The sequence below is a fragment of the Cyclobacterium sp. SYSU L10401 genome (assembly GCF_010993705.1).
GTDB lineage: Bacteria > Bacteroidota > Bacteroidia > Cytophagales > Cyclobacteriaceae > Cyclobacterium.
Window position 1 is genome coordinate 214204 of the sequence record NZ_WOFO01000007.1, and the last position, 17386, is coordinate 231589.

Sequence of the window (17386 nt, forward strand, 5' to 3'; positions counted from 1 at the left end):
ATTTAGTAATAAAAACCTCAATCTAAACTTAATTCTATGATTAAAATTTACCGAGTTTCATTGGTCATGGTCTTGTCTACCTTAATTGTAGGCTGGGCACATGCGCAGTACAGCGTTTCGGGGACTATCTCCGATGAGCGGACCGGAGAGCCCATGATAGGGGCCAGTATTCTGGTCAGCAATACGAACAGAGGAACCGTGACGGACCTTGATGGCAGGTTTAACCTGAATTTTGAGAACAATGATCCAGCCAGACTGGTCATCTCTTCCCTTGGTTACCTGAGTCAGACCTTTGACGTTGGGCCAAATAATAACAATAACCTGGATGTTTCCCTCAAGGAAGATGCTACTAATCTCGAAGAGGTAGTGGTAACCGGTTTGGCATCATCTGTAAAAAGATCCAACCTGGCCAATGCCGTCTCCTCTGTATCATCCAGGGAACTGACAGGCACTACCACCATACAGACAACAGATGGTGCACTTTACGGTAAAATTGCGGGTGCCAATATCAGGTCCAACGGGGGGGCACCAGGAGGCGGCCTATCCATCCAACTAAGGGGTATTTCCAGCCTGACCGGAGCTTCACAACCACTGATTATCCTGGATGGCGTATATATCAACAACTCTTTCCAAAGGACGGGGCGGGCAACAGTAACCGGAGCCGGAGCATCCAATCAGGATGATGGATCCAACAGGCTTGCAGACCTCAATCCGGCAGATATTGCCACCATTGAAGTATTAAAAGGTCCCTCGGCTGCGGCTATTTACGGGACCCGGGCCAATGCAGGTGTGATCATCATCACCACAAAGCGGGGTGCAGAAGGAAAAACCAAAGTTTCCCTTTCTCAGGATATAGGTTTTGCCCAACCGCTCCGATTATTGGGAGTGGACGATTGGAGTGAAGAAAAAATCAACACCTTTTTTCCTGAAAACAGAAGACCAATCGAATTGGAGCGTTTCAGGGAAGGTACCCGGATTGATTATGAGGATTATTTTTACAACAACACGGCCTTACTCAGCAATACCCGTCTGACTGTTTCGGGAGGTAATGAAAAAACAAAATTTTATGTCTCAGGAAACATCAATTCGGAGGATGGTACGGTAAAAAACACTGGGTTTGACCGGGTTTCCCTAAGGGCAAATCTGGATCATAATATCTCAGATAAAATCAAATTGGGTGTCTCCTCCAACTACATTAAATCCACATCCGACAGGGGCTTTACGGGTAACCAGAATAATTCAGGTGCCAGTATAGGCTACAGTATCGCCTATATCCCCAACTATTTTGACATCCGACCGGACGAAAATGGGGTATATCCAACCAATCCCTATTTTAGTGAGAATCCTGCGGCAGTCACAGATAATGCGGAAAACAGGTCTGATGTACAAAGATTTGTTCAGGCTTTTACCCTGGATATTGACTTGTTCAGCAACAGCAACAGTTTTCTTAAAGCCAATGTGGCAGGTGGTTTGGACTTTCTTCAAAATACGACATTGATTTATTTGCCTGAATCTCTTCAATTCCAGAGAGGGCAGGCCAACCCTGGCGATGTATTCTGGGGAAAACAGGAAAGCTTCAATACAAATTTCCAGGCAGCCCTGGTATATAATTTTAACCTGGGTAGGGTCAACATGAACTCCCAGGCCGGACTGGTCAGGCTTGATTTCAATAACAGTCAGCTATTTAACCGGGGAAGGGGACTGGTGCCAGGTCAAACCAATCTGGAACAGGCATCTGTACAGGAAATAGCAGACCAGTTTACCAGTGAGGTTCAGGAAGCGGGTGTTTTCTTACAGCAGGAAGCCAATTTTGAAGATAAAATCATAGGTACTGTCGGCGTTAGGTGGGATAAATCTACCCTTAATGGAGACCCCTCTCAATATTATGGATTCCCCCGAGCTTCTGTTGCCGTTAACCTTGGAAATTTTGATTTTTGGAACTCCGGTTTTATCAATCAATTGAAACCCAGGATTGCCTATGGTGAAACTGCCGGGCCGGTTGCTTTTGGAAACACCTTTTCCAGACTTGAAGGGGCAAATATCGGCGGATTGTTAGGCTCTGTCGTTGGAACCCAGATCGGCAATACCCAGATCAGACCGGAAACTGCTACAGAACTTGAGTTTGGTGTTGATCTTGGATTTCTCAACAACAGGTTTGCTCTGGAAGCCACCTATTACATTAAAAACACACAAAACAACATCCAAGACCTGAATCTGGCACCATCTACGGGTGTGACTACCACGCCAAGCAATGAGGCGGAACTGGAAAACAAAGGATTGGAATTGAGCCTTTCCGGAACGGTAATCGATCAACCTAACTTCAGTTGGTTTTCAAGAATCATGTATTGGCAAAACAGGGTGAATATGACCAGGTTAGGTATACCCCAATATACCCAAGGAGCCTTTGGTACTGCACTGGGTACTTTCTACTATGCAGAGGGATTCGCGCCCACTACCATTGTGGGAACACCTGTTGATCCTGATCACCCCAGTGGGTTTACAGTTTGGGGAAATGCCCAACCCAAATTCAATACTTCTTTCTACAATACTTTAAGAATTTACAATAATCTGGAGTTATCCTTCCTGATGGAGTGGAGGCAAGGTGGCGAAAATATCAACCTGACCTCTTTCCTTTCCGATTCGGGTGGAACCACCAACGGATGGTTTGGGGATGATAATGGAGATGGGGTTCCAAACGGTAGACAAAGACCTCCTGAGCCTTACAACAATGCCGGCAGGTGGGTACAAGATGCCTCATTTTTCAAGGTAAGGGAAATTGGCATGTACTATACTTTGCCCAAGGCAACTGTGACTAATGCCTTTGGAAATGCCCTGGAAAGTATCCGTTTTGGCCTATCTGTCAACAATGCCTTCCTTTTCACTGATTATGACGGATATGATCCGGAGACTTCTACTTTTGGCGCTCAGTCTGTCGCCAATAACGTAGATATAGCTCCTTATCCCACCCCAAGAAGGGTTTTCTTTCACGTAAATCTTGATTTTTAACCCTAAAACGATGAAAGTTATGAATAAGATAAAAACATATATCGGATATACGGCTCTTGTGACCCTTTTCATGGCAAGCTGTAACCCATTGCAACTGGATCAAATAGACGATCCCAACAATCCTTCTGTAGGAAGTGTCAGTGAAAATGCCAGCCGTTCGCAGATCCAGTTTCTGGTAACCGGTCTCGAATCCAGGCACAGAGGGTACGTCACCAACGTATCCCAGGCATGGAATACATTTGGAAGAGAGGTGTGGTATTTAAATGGTTCAGACCCGAGGTTTCAAACAGACTGGCTAGGTCAGGGAGGAAGAGAGCCTGACCGAATTTATTTTGGCTTCGGCACCACAGGTAGCGGCTCCTGGGCTTCTCCTTACCAGGCCATCAGACAGGCAGATGTTCTGGTTTCTGCCGTAGAAAACACCACTACCCTTACAAGTGCCGAACAAGCTGCGCTATCTGGTTTTGCCCGCATGATACAAGGATACCAATTCATGATTCCTGCCAATTTTGTGTATGAAAATGGCATCAGGATAGACGTGGAAGACCCCCTAAATCCAGGCCCCCATGTGCCTTATGATGAGGCCATGCAACATTCTCGTTCATTGCTGAATGAGGCGGACCAATTGTTTGGCTCCGGAAGTGGGGATTTCCCTTTCACATTGACACCTGGCTTTGAAGGCTATACTTCCATTAATGGCTTACGGCAAGTCAACAATGCAATATTGGCCAGAAACAACGCCTACCTGGAGGATTGGGAAGGAGTTTTGACTGCTCTGGACAATTCATTTATGGACCTGGAAGGAGATTTGGACGCAGGCCCTGCTCACCCTTATAATGGACCGCCTGACTCATTTAATCCCTTGTTTTATATCAGGGATGCAGCTGTGAATACTATTATAGTGGTTCACCCTTCAGTTTTGGAAGATGCTACTGAAGGAGATGCCAGGGTGGCTGAGAAATTTTACGAAAGAGAGGAACCTGTTGTGGTTACAACGGATGCCACCCCTCTGGTAGGGACTCATCAGGACAACCGCTGGCCCAACAATACTACCCCTATCCCCTTTATACGAAACGAGGAATTGGTATTATTGAAAGCTGAAGCCCATGCCCAGCTGGGTCAAACAGACCTTGCTGTAGCGGCCATCAATGTGATTCGGAATGCAGCAGAGATTGGAGACTACAGTGGAGCAACTGACCAGGAAAGCCTGATCGATGAAATATTGTATCAAAGAAGGTACTCCTTATGGGCAGAACCCTGGGGTCACCGCTGGATCGATGCCAGAAGGTATGACCGACTGGATGAAATCAACACTTCTTTTGACCAGGGAACAGTATTTCGCCAATTTCCTCACCCCCAATCTGAGGTAAATTGGGACATTTATGCAGAAGACTGATTCCAAAAGATAAGCATTTAGGTATAAAGCCATTTCTGATAATCAGAAATGGCTTTATTTTTTGGGTTGGCACCTCTCGCATCCACTAAAAATATTCGACGGGATAAGCCAATATTTTTTTTGATTCTAAAGCATATGGCTAAAGTTACAGTATAGATCATGACATCTGAAGGCTGGGCCTGGTATTTGCCTGGGTGTGGGCCTAAAAAAAATAGTCTGAAAGGAATTTATTGAAGCACCCTGAAAAGATAGGCCAGCGAAAACTCCAATTGCGTAAAATTAAGGTCAAATATTCGTTCCTGGCTTTCAGGGTTTCCAAATTCATAGGAATAGCGGACCTCACCCTGCAGGGTATGCTTTCCAAACAACTTTGATAAACCAACTCCTGCGGTCAAACCATACATGACCTTACGGGGGCGGTCAGCTGCCTGCCCATAGGTAGGGATCACCAGTTCTCCTTCCACTATCCTGTTTACCTCTCTGGCTTGGAGTAAATATCCCAAATGCGGTCCAAGTTTGATGTGAAACCTTCCGGAATTTCCTAAATAAAAATTAGACAATATGGGTACTTTCAGGTAGTCAAACCTGGTCTCATTCCCCACGTTAATGGTATCGGTGGCGGCATAACCCGTAGTCAGCCATTGAACTTCAATCTGGGCCCCGGCATTCTTTTCAAAAAACTGCTCGATCACCAATGAATAGGTTGGAGCAGTAATTCCGGTCACCGTCCTTGGAAAACTACCCAGTGTAACCCTGTAAGAAGCGCTGGAACTGGTATAACCCGCTTTGAAACCTATGCTGGTCTGGGCCGCTAGCCTGCCGCAAGACAAAAAAATAACACATAGTAGGACAGACCAGATTTTCATAGGTAAAAAGCAAAATGGTTTCCGTTTTTTAGCTATTCTTTTTTGCGTCCTTCCCTTCTTCTCTGTCCCTTAATTTTTTGTCATCAACATTTTTATTAAGGAATTCATTGATTTTGTCAATAGAAAAGGAACTGGAAATTTCACCAAATGAATTGATATTCATATTAAAACCTTCCAGTTCTTCATTTACCCTCGGTGTCTCCTTTTTTTTGGTCTTCTTGGCCATAACGCTGTTCATTTAATAAACGAATACATGATCATCAAACAAAGCCATTAGCTGGCTTCAATATTATCTAACGCAAAATCAATTCTTTTGATCAGTTCTTCTCTGCCTAATATTTCAAATATCTGCATCAGGTCCGGTCCCGCACCAACGCCCGTAATGGCAAGCCTTACCGCCTGCATCACTTTCCCTAATTTAATTTCCTCAGCTGCTGCAGCCTCTCCCAGCATTTCTTTGGCGATTTCTGCGGTCAATACACTCTCTGTCGCCATCAATTTACCTTTAAAGGCACCCAATACAGTGATGGCATCCTGATTCCACTTTTTTGCAACCACCTGTTGATCGAAAGACTCAGGTGCAAACACCATAAACCTTCCCTCTTGCCATAAGTCTGAAGGAAAAGTAGCTCTTTCTTTCATTACAGCAACAATCTTTTCAGCTTTTTCCTGAGAAACGGCAATATTTTCCTTTTTCAAATCAGCGAGCAGATACTCGGCCAGCTGATGATCACTTTTGCTCCTCAGGTACTGTTCGTTGTACCATTTGGCTTTATTGATATCAAATTTTGTTCCGGACTTTCCTATTCGTTCAATGGAAAAAGCCTCCACCAGTTCATCCAGAGAAAACAGCTCCCTTTGGTCTCCAGGATTCCATCCCAGAAAGGCCAGAAAATTAAGGAAAGCTTCCGGAAGGTAACCGGATTCCCTGAAGCCATCTACCAATTCCCCGGAATTGGGGTCAGTCCAGCTTAGCGGAAAAATAGGAAACCCATGCTTTTCGGCATCCCGCTTGGAAAGTTTTCCATTCCCATCAGGTTTTAACAATAAGGGAAGGTGGGCAAATTCAGGCATGCTGTCTTCCCAACCCAGGTATTTGTATAATAGCACATGAAGTGGTGCTGAAGGCAGCCATTCCTCTCCCCGAATCACATGTGTGATTCCCATCAGGTGATCATCCACAATATTGGCCAAATGATAGGTCGGCATGCCGTCTGACTTCATCAAAACTTTGTCATCCAAGGAATTGGAATGCACCATTACCCATCCTCTGACCATGTCGTTCAACCTGACTTCTTCCTTCCGGGGAATCTTGATCCGGATCACATAAGGTGCTCCTGAATCCAGGCGGGCTTTCACCTCATCAGCAGGTAAGGTGAGCGAATTCTTCATCTGGGTACGGGTAATGGAATTGTATTGGGGAGAAACCACTCTTGCCGCCGTCAGGCGTTGCCGCATGGCCTCCAGTTCCTCAGAAGTATCAAAGGCATAATAGGCATGCCCCTGATCCAATAAATATTGGGCATATTCTCTGTACATGGGTTTCCGTTCGGATTGTCGGTAAGGACCACATTCCCCGGGATTCCATGGACTTTCATCCGGATTAATTCCAATCCAGTTCAATGTACTTTTGATGTATTCCTCCGCTCCAGGTACAAAACGGTTTTGATCGGTATCTTCTATCCTCAATAAAAATTTCCCCTGATTTTTCCGGGCGAAAAGGTAATTGTATAGGGCAGTCCGGACACCGCCAATATGCAAAGCTCCCGTGGGTGAAGGGGCAAATCTTACGCGTACTTCTTTACTCATAAACAGGCATCAATTTCATTTAAGAGGGCAAAGATAAGCAATTAATAAGGAATTTGATGGGTTCTGGCACAAAGTCTTGCGGATTTAACGGTAAACCCAAAAGCCGTTTTTCCTGTTATTAAACCTGATGATGAAAGGTTCCCCCACCAATAAAGACCAAATGGGTCAGGAAATGGTCCGGCTATTGAAAATATTCGGACTGACCTCCCTGGGTTTGGTGCTGCTACTGTCTTTGTTTAACGGACGCAGAGCCAATAATTCAGGTGTAGATCCTACTTTCAGGATCAGTGACTCCGGTATGCTATTTTTTAAAAATATCCGTAGAATTGATTATGCAGTGAAACAATTACCTGAAGCAAATATTGATATCTATACCCACAAGGGATTTGGATCCGACAGCAGCAAAAATGCCCTGATTCTGGAATTAATTGTCCACAAAAACAAAAATTCGGTCTCCCTGTACCTGGTACATCAGGGACAGCTGACCGATCAGCAAGCCCTGCAACTGCAAATAGTAGACAATGAAAAGGTTTCAGATACATTACAGCTCAGGCAGGGAAACCGCTTTGTCCACTTAAAAAATGCAGAAACATTGATTCAATGGCTGAGTAAAGAATTGGTTACTATTGAGGTTAAAGTGGATGAAAAATGGGTCCCCATTTTAGCAGAGCAAAAAGAAATAGAAGCGTTCATCAATACTTACCAGGATTTTCTTAAAATCACTTCCACTCAATAGCCTTCAAAAAGGTGAAAATACACATTCAAAAGAATCGACATACAAGTGACAATAACTACGATAAATACTGAAAATATAAAAGAATAAAACTTATCTTGTCAGGAGGACTATAGTATTTTAGGTCTATACCTGCTTGCACCCAAAATAATACTGCCATGGAGCTCAAAAGAATTGACAATATCTGGCATTTTTTTGCCACCCAAAATCAATTATTCCTAAAAAAAGAAGTAAATCAGGAAGTTCAATATTCTTTTTCCAAAAACAATATCAAATTGATTCATTCCTTTAACCCTAAATTTACCGGGCAATCAAGCTTAAGTATGGCACCAGATTCCTTTGAAATGGCTGTAAAGACCTATGCTGCAGGACAAAAAAAATTTGGATTACCTGCTCCTATGGTACAGGTCCACCAAAGGCTGTTTTTCCCGAAGGAATTACTCAAACTTACCGCCAACTTTGCTCTTTTCGTTGAAAAAGACAGGTTCAACCATTTCAGGGTCACCCTTGATTCCTTTGTACCCCGAAGTATTCGTCAAACCCATCAACCGATCAATTTTATCAGCGAAAACCTTTGGAAATTCAGGTATTTCTCTGAAACCATAAAAAATTAAATTCCCCCAAACTTTTTTCTACGCATACTGATTGATTACACTATGAAAAAACAACTGGCTACGGAAAACTTTCCCAAATTCACCATGCCCCACAGAGGGATATTATTGCTTTCCGGAATATATACCATTCTTTGGGGCGCTTTTTTCAGATGGTTTGGCCCTGCTGTCCTGAGCTGGCTATCCATGGAAAGTGATTATTCAGGTGGTTCAGACACTTTATTCTATGGCAGCATTGGCATGATCAGTGGATTGTTGCTGTTTTTATCCGCCTTCTACCCGATCAGCTGGATTTACCTGATTGGCATGGGTTTTCTGGGAAAGCTGGTTTCCCTGCTAAGTTTTCTTAGTCTTTACATGGGTAGTTTGGAATGGAACAAGCGAGTGGCCTTTCATTTGCTTTTCAACGAAGGTATTTGGCTTATTCCCCTAGGCATTATCCTTTGGAGAGCTGTAAAGGTCAGGGCCTACCTAAAATCTTTGTCCTGATTTTTGGATAAAAATAAAAGGCTGGCTTATCCTGTTGACAGGAGCAACCAGCCTCTTTGTTTGAATAAACAATGTCTACTACGTCAGGATCAACAAAAGCAGCAACACGACAATCAGCGCACCTGCTGAAATATAAATTCCTCCACCCAAATCCTTGGCTTGCTTGTTGATTTCCCGTAATTCCTTCCGGACTTCCTTCCTCTCTTCCTTATCCATGGACTTAAAATCCATGGCCTTAATTTCAGCCATTCTGGCGTCCAACTGCTCCACACGGGCTTGGTCTTCAGCACTTAGCGATTCCTTTTCATTGGATGGCTCATCCCCCTTGGCCATGGCCGCCGGTGCAAAGGAAGTGAAAAGCAAGACAAGAGATAAAAAGTATGCGATCTTTTTCATTATGGCAAATAATTTAAGGTTAAACATGTAATCTCTTCGGGTAAAAGGAGCAAAACTCCCCCCTTTTTTTAACAATATACCAAATGTTTCCAATAATCCTGCCAAAATCCTTCTCCTGTATCATTATCACTGTTGGGTTTCCTAAATTTACTTTCTTCCTTTTCTATTGGTTTACATCATTAGATTTCAACACAAAATTCCATGGAGTGAAAATTGGAACATTTTCTTGTTTTTTTCAATCCGGTGCATTGCCCAAAATTCACTAACTTGTGCTCAATTTGATAAAAACTATCTCCGAATCAATCCTAATAGAAATTTCAATAATCGGACAACAAATGGCTAAAGGCAGCAAAAAGCTTTTTCTTTTGGACGCAATGGCCCTGATTTACCGGGCGCATTTTGCTTTCAGCAAGAATCCCAGGATCAACAGCAAAGGACTAAACACCGGTGTTATGTTGGGTTTTACCAATACCTTACTGGAAGTTTTGGAAAAGGAAAAACCCACCCACATTGCAGTTGTATTTGATACTCATGCGCCTACCTTCAGGCACAAGCAGTTTGAAGCTTATAAAGCCAACAGGCAGGAACAACCCGAAGATATTGAAGTAGCTATCCCCTGGGTGAAGCAAATTGTGCAGGCCTTTAACATTCCCACCCTGGAACTTGATGGCTACGAAGCAGATGATATCATAGGTACACTGGCCAAAAAGGCAGAAAGAACCAGCTTTACCGTATACATGATGACCCCGGATAAAGACTACGGACAGTTGGTGGAAGACCATATTTACCTCTATAAACCGGCTTTTATGGGCAATGCAGTAGACATCATGGGGCCAAAGGAAATTTGTGAGAAATGGGACATCGAAAATGTAGACCAGGTAAGGGATATCCTGGGGCTGATGGGAGATACCGTGGATAATATTCCGGGTATCCCGGGGATTGGTGCAAAAACGGCTGTAAAATTATTGAAGGAGTATGGAACTGTAGAGGAGCTGATCAAAAACACCGATCAGCTAAAGGGAAAGCAAAAAGAAAATGTAGAAAATTATGCCCAGCAAGGTATCCTATCCAAGGAGCTGGCCACCATCATGCAGGATGTTCCCATTGAATTCGATGAAAAATCCCTGACACGTGACCCACCGAATGAGGAAAAACTGAAAGCACTTTTTGCTGAGCTGGAATTCAGGACTTTAACCAAAAGGGTCTTTGGAGAAGCCCTTAAAAAACCTGGCTTGAAGGTAGACGAACAATTGGGATTATTTACCGGACAGGAAGCCGCAGAAAGTAATGACAATAATACGGAACCAGAATCTCCAATTCCCCTTTCCAATAACCTGGACACGCTCTTCACCCGAGACCATGACTACCATAAGGTGTCTGGAGAAGCAGCCATCAGCGAGTTGGTACATTACTTAATGATGCAAAAGGAAATTTGTTTTGATACGGAAACCACTTCCATCAATCCAAATGAGGCTGAATTGGTAGGGATCTCCTTTGCCTATATGCCGGGAGAGGCTTATTACATCCCATTTCCAGGGGAAATAGAAGCGGCAAAAGATATTTTATCCCTGTTGAAACCCCTCTTTGCATCTGCAGATATCCTTAAGATAGGTCAGAACATCAAATATGATATCCTGGTACTCATGAATTACGGGATGGAAGTGAAGGGTAAGCTTTATGACACCATGCTGGCCCATTACCTGATCGAACCAGAAGGGAAACATTCCATGGACTGGATGGCAGAACAGTACCTCAAGTATAAACCTGTATCCATTGAGAGCCTCATTGGGAAAAAAGGCAAAAACCAGGGCTCCATGAAGGATGTCGATCCGGATGAAGTAGTGGACTATGCAGCGGAAGATGCGGACATTACGCTGTTGTTGAAAAAATCACTTGACCCCATCATCAAGGATAATAAACTTGAGCATTTACTTCATGAAGTAGAAAGCCCACTGATTGAGGTGTTGGCCGCTATGGAATTTGAAGGGGTAAGGATTGATACCGATAGTTTGGCAGAGATGTCCAAAGAACTGGAAACGGAGAGCCGGGAAATAGAACAAAAAGTCTATGAGCTGGCGGGTGAGCAGTTTAATCTCAGCTCTCCCAAACAATTGGGAGAAATCCTCTTCAATAAGTTGCAACTGGACCCTAAGGCGAAAAAAACCAAAACCGGACAATATGCTACCGGAGAAGAAGTGCTGAGTAAGCTGGCCATCGAGCACGAAATAGCCCAATCTATTTTGGATTTCAGGCAAATGGTCAAACTCAAATCTACTTATGTAGATGCCCTTCCCGGCTTGATCAATCCGAAAACCGGCCGTATACACACGACGTACAACCAATTTGTTGCCGCCACAGGCAGGCTCTCCTCCATCAATCCCAACCTGCAAAATATTCCCATCCGAACAGAAAGGGGCAGGGAGATAAGAAAGGCATTTGTCCCCAGGGATGCTGACCATGTGATCCTTGCGGCAGATTATAGCCAGATAGAATTGCGTATCATGGCGGCCTTTTCCCAGGATACTTCCATGATAGAAGCTTTTAAGAATGGAAGAGATATTCATGCCACCACTGCGGCCAAAATTTTCCAGGTCCCGCTGGAGCAGGTAAGCGGAGACATGCGCCGCAAAGCAAAAACAGCGAATTTCGGGATCATTTATGGCATTTCTGCCTTCGGTTTATCCCAGCGGCTGAAAATTCCAAGGGGAGAGGCCAAAGATATCATCGATGCTTATTTTAAGGAGTTTCCCTCGGTGAAAGCCTACATGGACCAAAGCATAGAAAAAGCCCGGAAAAATGAATATGTAGAAACCATTTTGGGAAGGAGGCGATACTTGCGGGATATCAATAGCCGAAATGCCACCATGAGAGGTTTTGCAGAAAGAAATGCCATCAATGCCCCCATTCAGGGCTCAGCGGCAGATATGATCAAAGTGGCCATGATTCAGGTACATGAATGGATGCTCCAAAACAACCTCCGATCCAAAATGATATTGCAGGTACATGATGAACTGGTTTTTGATGCGCACAAGGAAGAAACGGAGCTGTTAAAAAAAGAAATTCCCAAACTCATGTCTGAGGCCATCAAAATAGCTGTGCCTTTGGAAGTAGAGGTAGGTATGGGTAAAGATTGGTTGGAAGCCCATTGAGGATGATAACCGATAAAAATCAATTCCTGAACAAATATGGATCCATTTGCTAAGCCCTACCATGGCCAAAATTAAAACTGCTTATTTCTGTCAAAACTGTGGCGTGGAAAGCGCCAAATGGGTGGGAAAATGTCCATCCTGCGGCGAGTGGAACACTTATGTAGAAGAGGTAATCCAAAAAGAGGAAAGCCAAAGGGGAGCCTGGAAACCCGGCAACACAGACCCAAAAAAAGTCAGCAAACCAAAAAGGCTCAAAGAAATCAACTACGAGGAACAATCCAGGTTGGTCAGCGGGGATGAGGAACTGGACAGGGTGCTGGGCGGAGGCATCGTGCCTGGCTCACTGGTCCTGATAGGCGGAGAGCCTGGTATTGGTAAATCCACCCTGATGCTGCAGATCGCCCTGATGCTCCGCCATACAAAAATTTTGTATGTTTCCGGTGAAGAAAGTGAAAACCAGATCAAAATGCGCAGTGAGCGCATGAAATACCAATCTGACCAATGCTATGTGCTTTCAGAAACCAATACCCAACACATATTTCAGCAGATAGAATTATTAAAACCCGATTTACTGGTTATCGACTCCATCCAAACCCTGCATAGCCAGTATGTCGCTTCAGCAGCCGGTTCAGTAAGCCAGGTCAGGGAATGTACCGCTGAATTGATGAAATTCGCCAAACAAACCGGCACCCCTGTTTTTCTTATAGGTCATATCACCAAAGACGGCTCCATTGCCGGACCAAAAATCCTCGAGCACATGGTAGATACGGTTTTGCAGTTTGAAGGCGACCGGCACCTGAGTTACCGGATCCTGCGGACCTCCAAAAACCGCTTTGGTTCCACCAATGAACTGGGGATTTATGAAATGCATGCCGATGGCCTGAAGGCGGTCACCAATCCTTCTGATATTCTTCTGACACAGCGGGAAGAACAACTCAACGGGGTGGCTATTGGAGCCATGCTGGAAGGAAACCGCCCCCTATTGATCGAAATTCAATCTTTGGTCAGCCCTGCCACCTATGGTACCCCTCAGAGAAGCAGTACCGGTCATGATGCCAAAAGACTCAACATGCTCCTGGCGGTCCTGGAAAAAAGAGGGGGAATGCGGCTGGGACAACAAGATGTATTCCTCAATGTTGCCGGTGGGCTTAGGGTAGATGACCCTGGTTTGGACCTGTCCGTCTGCGCTTCTATCATATCTTCCCATGAAGACAGTCCCATTGACCCAGGTATCTGTTTTGCGGGGGAAGTTGGCCTTGGGGGGGAGATCAGGGCAGTCAACCGCATCGAAAGCCGCATTGCCGAAGCTGCAAAAATGGGCTTTCAAAAGATCATCTTGTCCAGGTATGCCATCAAAGGACTGGACAAGAGTAAATTTTCTATAGAAATTTCACCTGTGGGTAAGTTGGAAGAAATGTACCGCCACCTTTTTTTATAAATTTCAGCCCTCCAAATCTTCCAAAGGTTTTTTACCCCCAAAAGCAGCAAAACAGCAGTTTTTATGTAAGACTTCCAGGTGAGTAAACCCCACTTTCTCCATCAGTTTGAGTTGGAACGTTATGGAGCGGGGACTGTCTTCTTTTTCAATATAATCGAAAACTTTCTTCCGGTATTTAAGCCCCCCTATCGACTCCAGGTACCGGGCATACCTGTTCCACATCATTTCCTGCACTTTTGGATCATCATGAGCCACCAGGTCAGACACCCAAAACGATCCGCCGGGTGCCAGAAGCTTGAATATTTTACCAAAAACATGCTCCCAGTCCTGTTCATCCCGGAGGTGATGCAGCACGGCTGCCGCTACAATAATATCATATTTATTGGCTGTCAATTCAGCATCTCTGATATCTGACTGTATGGTATTTACTTCCCCTGTAGTTGCCCAGGAAACCCGGTCCATGGCTTTTTCCAACATGGGTTTACTCAGGTCCAGTAAATCACAATCAATTTGGGGAAGGTATTGCAATATTTTTAAGGAAAGGTTTCCTGCACCAGATCCAATATCCAGCAAGGTCTTTGCCTGTGGACTGGAAACCACCACGGCATTGGCAATCAACTCCATGGATAACGGCGCATCCATGGTAGCCTCCTGACCGGTATCCAGGTTTGAAAAACGTTCCACATCCCGGTCGAATCTTTCCCTGATTTCCTCAGTAGTCGATTTATTTAGCATAGGGTCATCTTAAGTTTTAATAAAAACAAATTCGATTTTAACCATTTTTCATTACAATTACAATAAATAGCCATCCATACCGCTAAAATAAGGGTTAGTACCCATTATATACGTCAGGTTAACAGGTGCCTGAATTTCATCGCACCCGTTGTGAAAATGATGGAGCGGAAGCCTGCTTCTCCAGGTCAATCAAAAAACCGTTGACTACAGCAAATAATAAAGTGCCTTCGCGTTCCAGGTAGAAATCGGGAGTGTTTTGCAATCCGGGCTTCAAATCGGGCTCCTTTTCAGAAGAAAATAAAAGCAGCGGCAAGTCATAAAATTTGCCTTTGTCCTCCTCTTTTGTCTTTATGGCCATATATCCTTGTGTAAGCAACTCCCAGGCCAGGCTATCGCTCAATTCTTCCAGGGCCATTTCCTCAGTCCAAACTTTAGCCGCAGTCAAGTTCATCCCCTCAGCATCTATCTCCTGATACCCATAAAAAACCGAGAGGTCTCCCCAATCTGAAACCGAAGCGCTGGAATACCGAATACTGTCCTGATACCGGTCCGATCTCCGGATACCAATATCGGTCTGATAGCTGTAATCCCTGGCTTTAGCTGAAACATTTTTTATCAAAAGGTCCATTAATTTGGAGTCATTGTCCGGGATAGCGAAATATTCCTCCTCCGTAAAATTTTCATATCCCTGGCTGGCAATTTCATAGAGAGCATTGAGAATGATCATGAAATTGAGTTTCCTGATATATTGCTTTTCTGGGTCATCCGGGTATCCCCCGGACTCTATCAAAATGGTACTGGTCCCCCACTTTTGAAAATTATCTCCAAAAGCCCTGGGCTCAAAAGTATCGTTGTACTTTCCCACATTTCCCGGAACCTCTTTCTGCAGCACCCGATTCATCCCTGCAATCAACTTCATGGCCCTGCTTCTGATGTCATTGATTTCCCTGGCTTCATTATAGGCTGGAGCCAAAACGGAAATGGTGGCAGGCTGGGGAGTTCCCTGAGCATTGTAATAAATATTTTGGTCATGCAGGTTAAATCCAAATTCAGGTTCAAACCCATCCCTTGCCTCTTTCAGAATGATGCCTTCCGGACTGCTTTGTCTGATTGCATCCCTATTGAGATCAATGTCCTGCGCATTCCTTCTCTCAAATCTTTCCGCTCCGTCAGGGTTTACCATGGGAATGAAGCGCAGCTTTAATTTTTCCCGAATTGCAGAGCGGATATGCTCCAATTCGTCATCCGGCGAGCCCTCTAAAAAATTAAATAGGTCAAAGAGTGCCATGGTGGCCGTACTTTCATTGCCATGCATCTGTGACCACAACATCACCCTTACCTCCCCCTCGCCAAAAGTCAGGGAATGTATGGGTCTTCCTTCCACGGAATGGCCCAAGACCCGGTTTTCAAAAGCAGTAGAACGGTTTTGGATCAGGGGCGCAATTTTGTCATAGCCAAACCTGCGTTTGGTGATGTGCTTTTCCTGATATTTGGCATGGGCAGCTACTAAATCGGCGATGTCCAGAACTGCTGGTTTTAGCGGTTCCTGGCAAGCCTGGGAGGCGATCAAACAAATCAGCAGCAACAATGAGAGTGGGTGCTTAGTGGTCATTTCCTTTCTTAAGGTTGGTTTTTCTGTAAATATGGTTATTTTTGATTAGATTTTTAAGTAAGAAATTAAAAGCCATGGGCTTTATTCTATCTTTGGGTATTGGAAATACCACCTCATTTTTATGAAGCTCGAACTACTACCGTATAAACTTCCCCTGAAACACACCTTTACCATCGCCCATCAAAGCCGGGATGTACAAGATACCCTGATCGTAAAGCTGATGGACAAAGATGGCCTTTATGGATTGGGAGAGTCCACCACCAATCCGTTCTATGGTATCAGCCTCGAAAACATGCTGGCCAGTTTAAATGAGGCTGCTGTTACGCTTGCTGACCTGGATTCCATGCATCCGGAAAAACTTTGGGAATTAACGAAATCTTATTTTAAAGGAAATCCCTTTGCCCAATGCGCCCTGGATATGGCTGCCTGGGACCTTTATGCTAAAAAGCAGGATAAAAAACTTTACGAACTGCTGAATTTGAACCCGGATCATATTCCCGTCACCAACTTCACCATAGGTATCGCACCCATTCCAAAAATGATTGAAAAAATGAAGGAACTGGATTGGCCAATCTATAAGATAAAACTGGGTACTGATCATGACCTTGACATTGTTAAGGCCCTGAGGAAGCATACAGATGCCGTTTTCAGAATTGATGCCAATTGCGCCTGGACAGCAAATCAGGCCATCACTTATTCCCGGGAGCTCGCCGAACTGAATGTAGAATTTATGGAACAGCCACTACCCAAAGATGACTTTCAGGGAATGAAAAAAGTGTATGCAGCAAGTGCCCTGCCTGTGATCGCTGATGAAAGCTGTATCGTGGAAGAAGATGTAAAGAAATGTCAGGGACATTTTCATGGCATCAATGTAAAATTGGTAAAAGCCGGGGGCATCACTCCCGGTTTAAGAATGCTGCAAGAGGCCAAATCCCTGGGCATGAAAACCATGGTGGGCTGCATGACCGAATCATCGGTGGGGATCTCTGCCATCGCACATATTGCCCCATTACTTGATTACGTAGACATGGACGGAGCCATGCTTCTGGCACAGGATATCGCCCATGGTGTTTCCATTTCACCCGAACAGGTGATATTCCCAGACAGAAAGGGAACAGGAGCCATACTGATTTAAAATGCCTTACA

14 protein-coding genes are annotated in these 17386 nt (G+C 44.5%); 8 read left to right on the forward strand and 6 right to left on the reverse strand.

Annotation, left to right across the window (positions count from 1 at the left end):
* Positions 1-36 precede the first annotated feature (36 nt).
* Both GL182_RS17020 and GL182_RS17025 read left to right on the forward strand, forming a co-directional pair.
* Positions 37-3006: a SusC/RagA family TonB-linked outer membrane protein gene (locus GL182_RS17020; protein ID WP_163380970.1), complete on the forward strand. Its 2970-nt coding sequence runs from the start codon at positions 37-39 to the stop codon at positions 3004-3006.
* A gap of 19 nt (positions 3007-3025) precedes the next feature.
* Complete coding sequence (locus tag GL182_RS17025; protein WP_163380971.1) at positions 3026-4402, forward strand: RagB/SusD family nutrient uptake outer membrane protein; 1377 nt, start codon at positions 3026-3028, stop codon at positions 4400-4402.
* Between the two features lie 227 nt (positions 4403-4629).
* Here the strand turns inward: GL182_RS17025 and GL182_RS17030 are convergent, their stop codons facing one another.
* From GL182_RS17030 to gltX, 3 genes are read right to left on the reverse strand one after another with little or no spacing between them, the layout of a single operon-like run.
* Positions 4630-5268, reverse strand: a complete 639-nt coding sequence (locus GL182_RS17030) for a porin family protein (protein ID WP_163380972.1) — start codon at positions 5266-5268, stop codon at positions 4630-4632.
* Between the two features lie 28 nt (positions 5269-5296).
* Positions 5297-5494 (reverse strand): hypothetical protein, encoded by a 198-nt coding sequence (locus GL182_RS17035; RefSeq protein WP_163380973.1) that lies wholly within the window; start codon positions 5492-5494, stop codon positions 5297-5299.
* A 47-nt stretch (positions 5495-5541) separates the two neighbouring features.
* Complete coding sequence (gltX, locus tag GL182_RS17040; protein ID WP_163380974.1) at positions 5542-7077, reverse strand: glutamate--tRNA ligase; 1536 nt, start codon at positions 7075-7077, stop codon at positions 5542-5544.
* Between the two features lie 127 nt (positions 7078-7204).
* Between gltX and GL182_RS17045 the strand changes: the two genes are divergently transcribed.
* From GL182_RS17045 to GL182_RS17055, 3 genes are all read left to right on the forward strand, one after another.
* Entirely contained in the window at positions 7205-7813 is a 609-nt protein-coding gene (locus tag GL182_RS17045) for a hypothetical protein (protein WP_163380975.1), read from the forward strand.
* A 155-nt stretch (positions 7814-7968) separates the two neighbouring features.
* The gene (locus GL182_RS17050; RefSeq protein ID WP_163380976.1) at positions 7969-8424 is read left to right on the forward strand and encodes a hypothetical protein; all 456 of its coding nucleotides are present in this window, start codon (positions 7969-7971) and stop codon (positions 8422-8424) included.
* 42 nt (positions 8425-8466) lie between these two features.
* Positions 8467-8910 carry a hypothetical protein gene (locus GL182_RS17055; protein ID WP_163380977.1) on the forward strand — a complete coding sequence of 148 codons (444 nt, stop codon included), beginning with the start codon at positions 8467-8469 and terminating at the stop codon, positions 8908-8910.
* 78 nt (positions 8911-8988) lie between these two features.
* Here GL182_RS17055 and GL182_RS17060 read toward each other — a convergent pair whose 3' ends face one another.
* Entirely contained in the window at positions 8989-9306 is a 318-nt protein-coding gene (locus tag GL182_RS17060; RefSeq protein WP_163380978.1) for a hypothetical protein, read from the reverse strand.
* Positions 9307-9641: 335 nt separating this feature from the next.
* Between GL182_RS17060 and polA the strand changes: the two genes are divergently transcribed.
* Positions 9642-12455 carry a DNA polymerase I gene (gene polA / locus GL182_RS17065; RefSeq protein ID WP_163380979.1) on the forward strand — a complete coding sequence of 938 codons (2814 nt, stop codon included), beginning with the start codon at positions 9642-9644 and terminating at the stop codon, positions 12453-12455.
* Positions 12456-12516: 61 nt separating this feature from the next.
* Positions 12517-13893, forward strand: a complete 1377-nt coding sequence (gene radA / locus GL182_RS17070) for a DNA repair protein RadA (RefSeq protein ID WP_163380980.1) — start codon at positions 12517-12519, stop codon at positions 13891-13893.
* Positions 13894-13896: 3 nt separating this feature from the next.
* Here radA and GL182_RS17075 read toward each other — a convergent pair whose 3' ends face one another.
* Positions 13897-14628, reverse strand: a complete 732-nt coding sequence (locus tag GL182_RS17075; protein ID WP_163380981.1) for a class I SAM-dependent methyltransferase — start codon at positions 14626-14628, stop codon at positions 13897-13899.
* 136 nt (positions 14629-14764) lie between these two features.
* The gene (locus GL182_RS17080; RefSeq protein ID WP_163380982.1) at positions 14765-16240 is read right to left on the reverse strand and encodes a M14 metallopeptidase family protein; all 1476 of its coding nucleotides are present in this window, start codon (positions 16238-16240) and stop codon (positions 14765-14767) included.
* A 121-nt stretch (positions 16241-16361) separates the two neighbouring features.
* Here GL182_RS17080 and GL182_RS17085 point away from each other — a divergent pair, with 121 nt between their 5' ends.
* Positions 16362-17375, forward strand: coding sequence for a dipeptide epimerase (locus GL182_RS17085; protein ID WP_163380983.1), 1014 nt, complete (start codon positions 16362-16364; stop codon positions 17373-17375).
* Positions 17376-17386 lie beyond the last annotated feature (11 nt).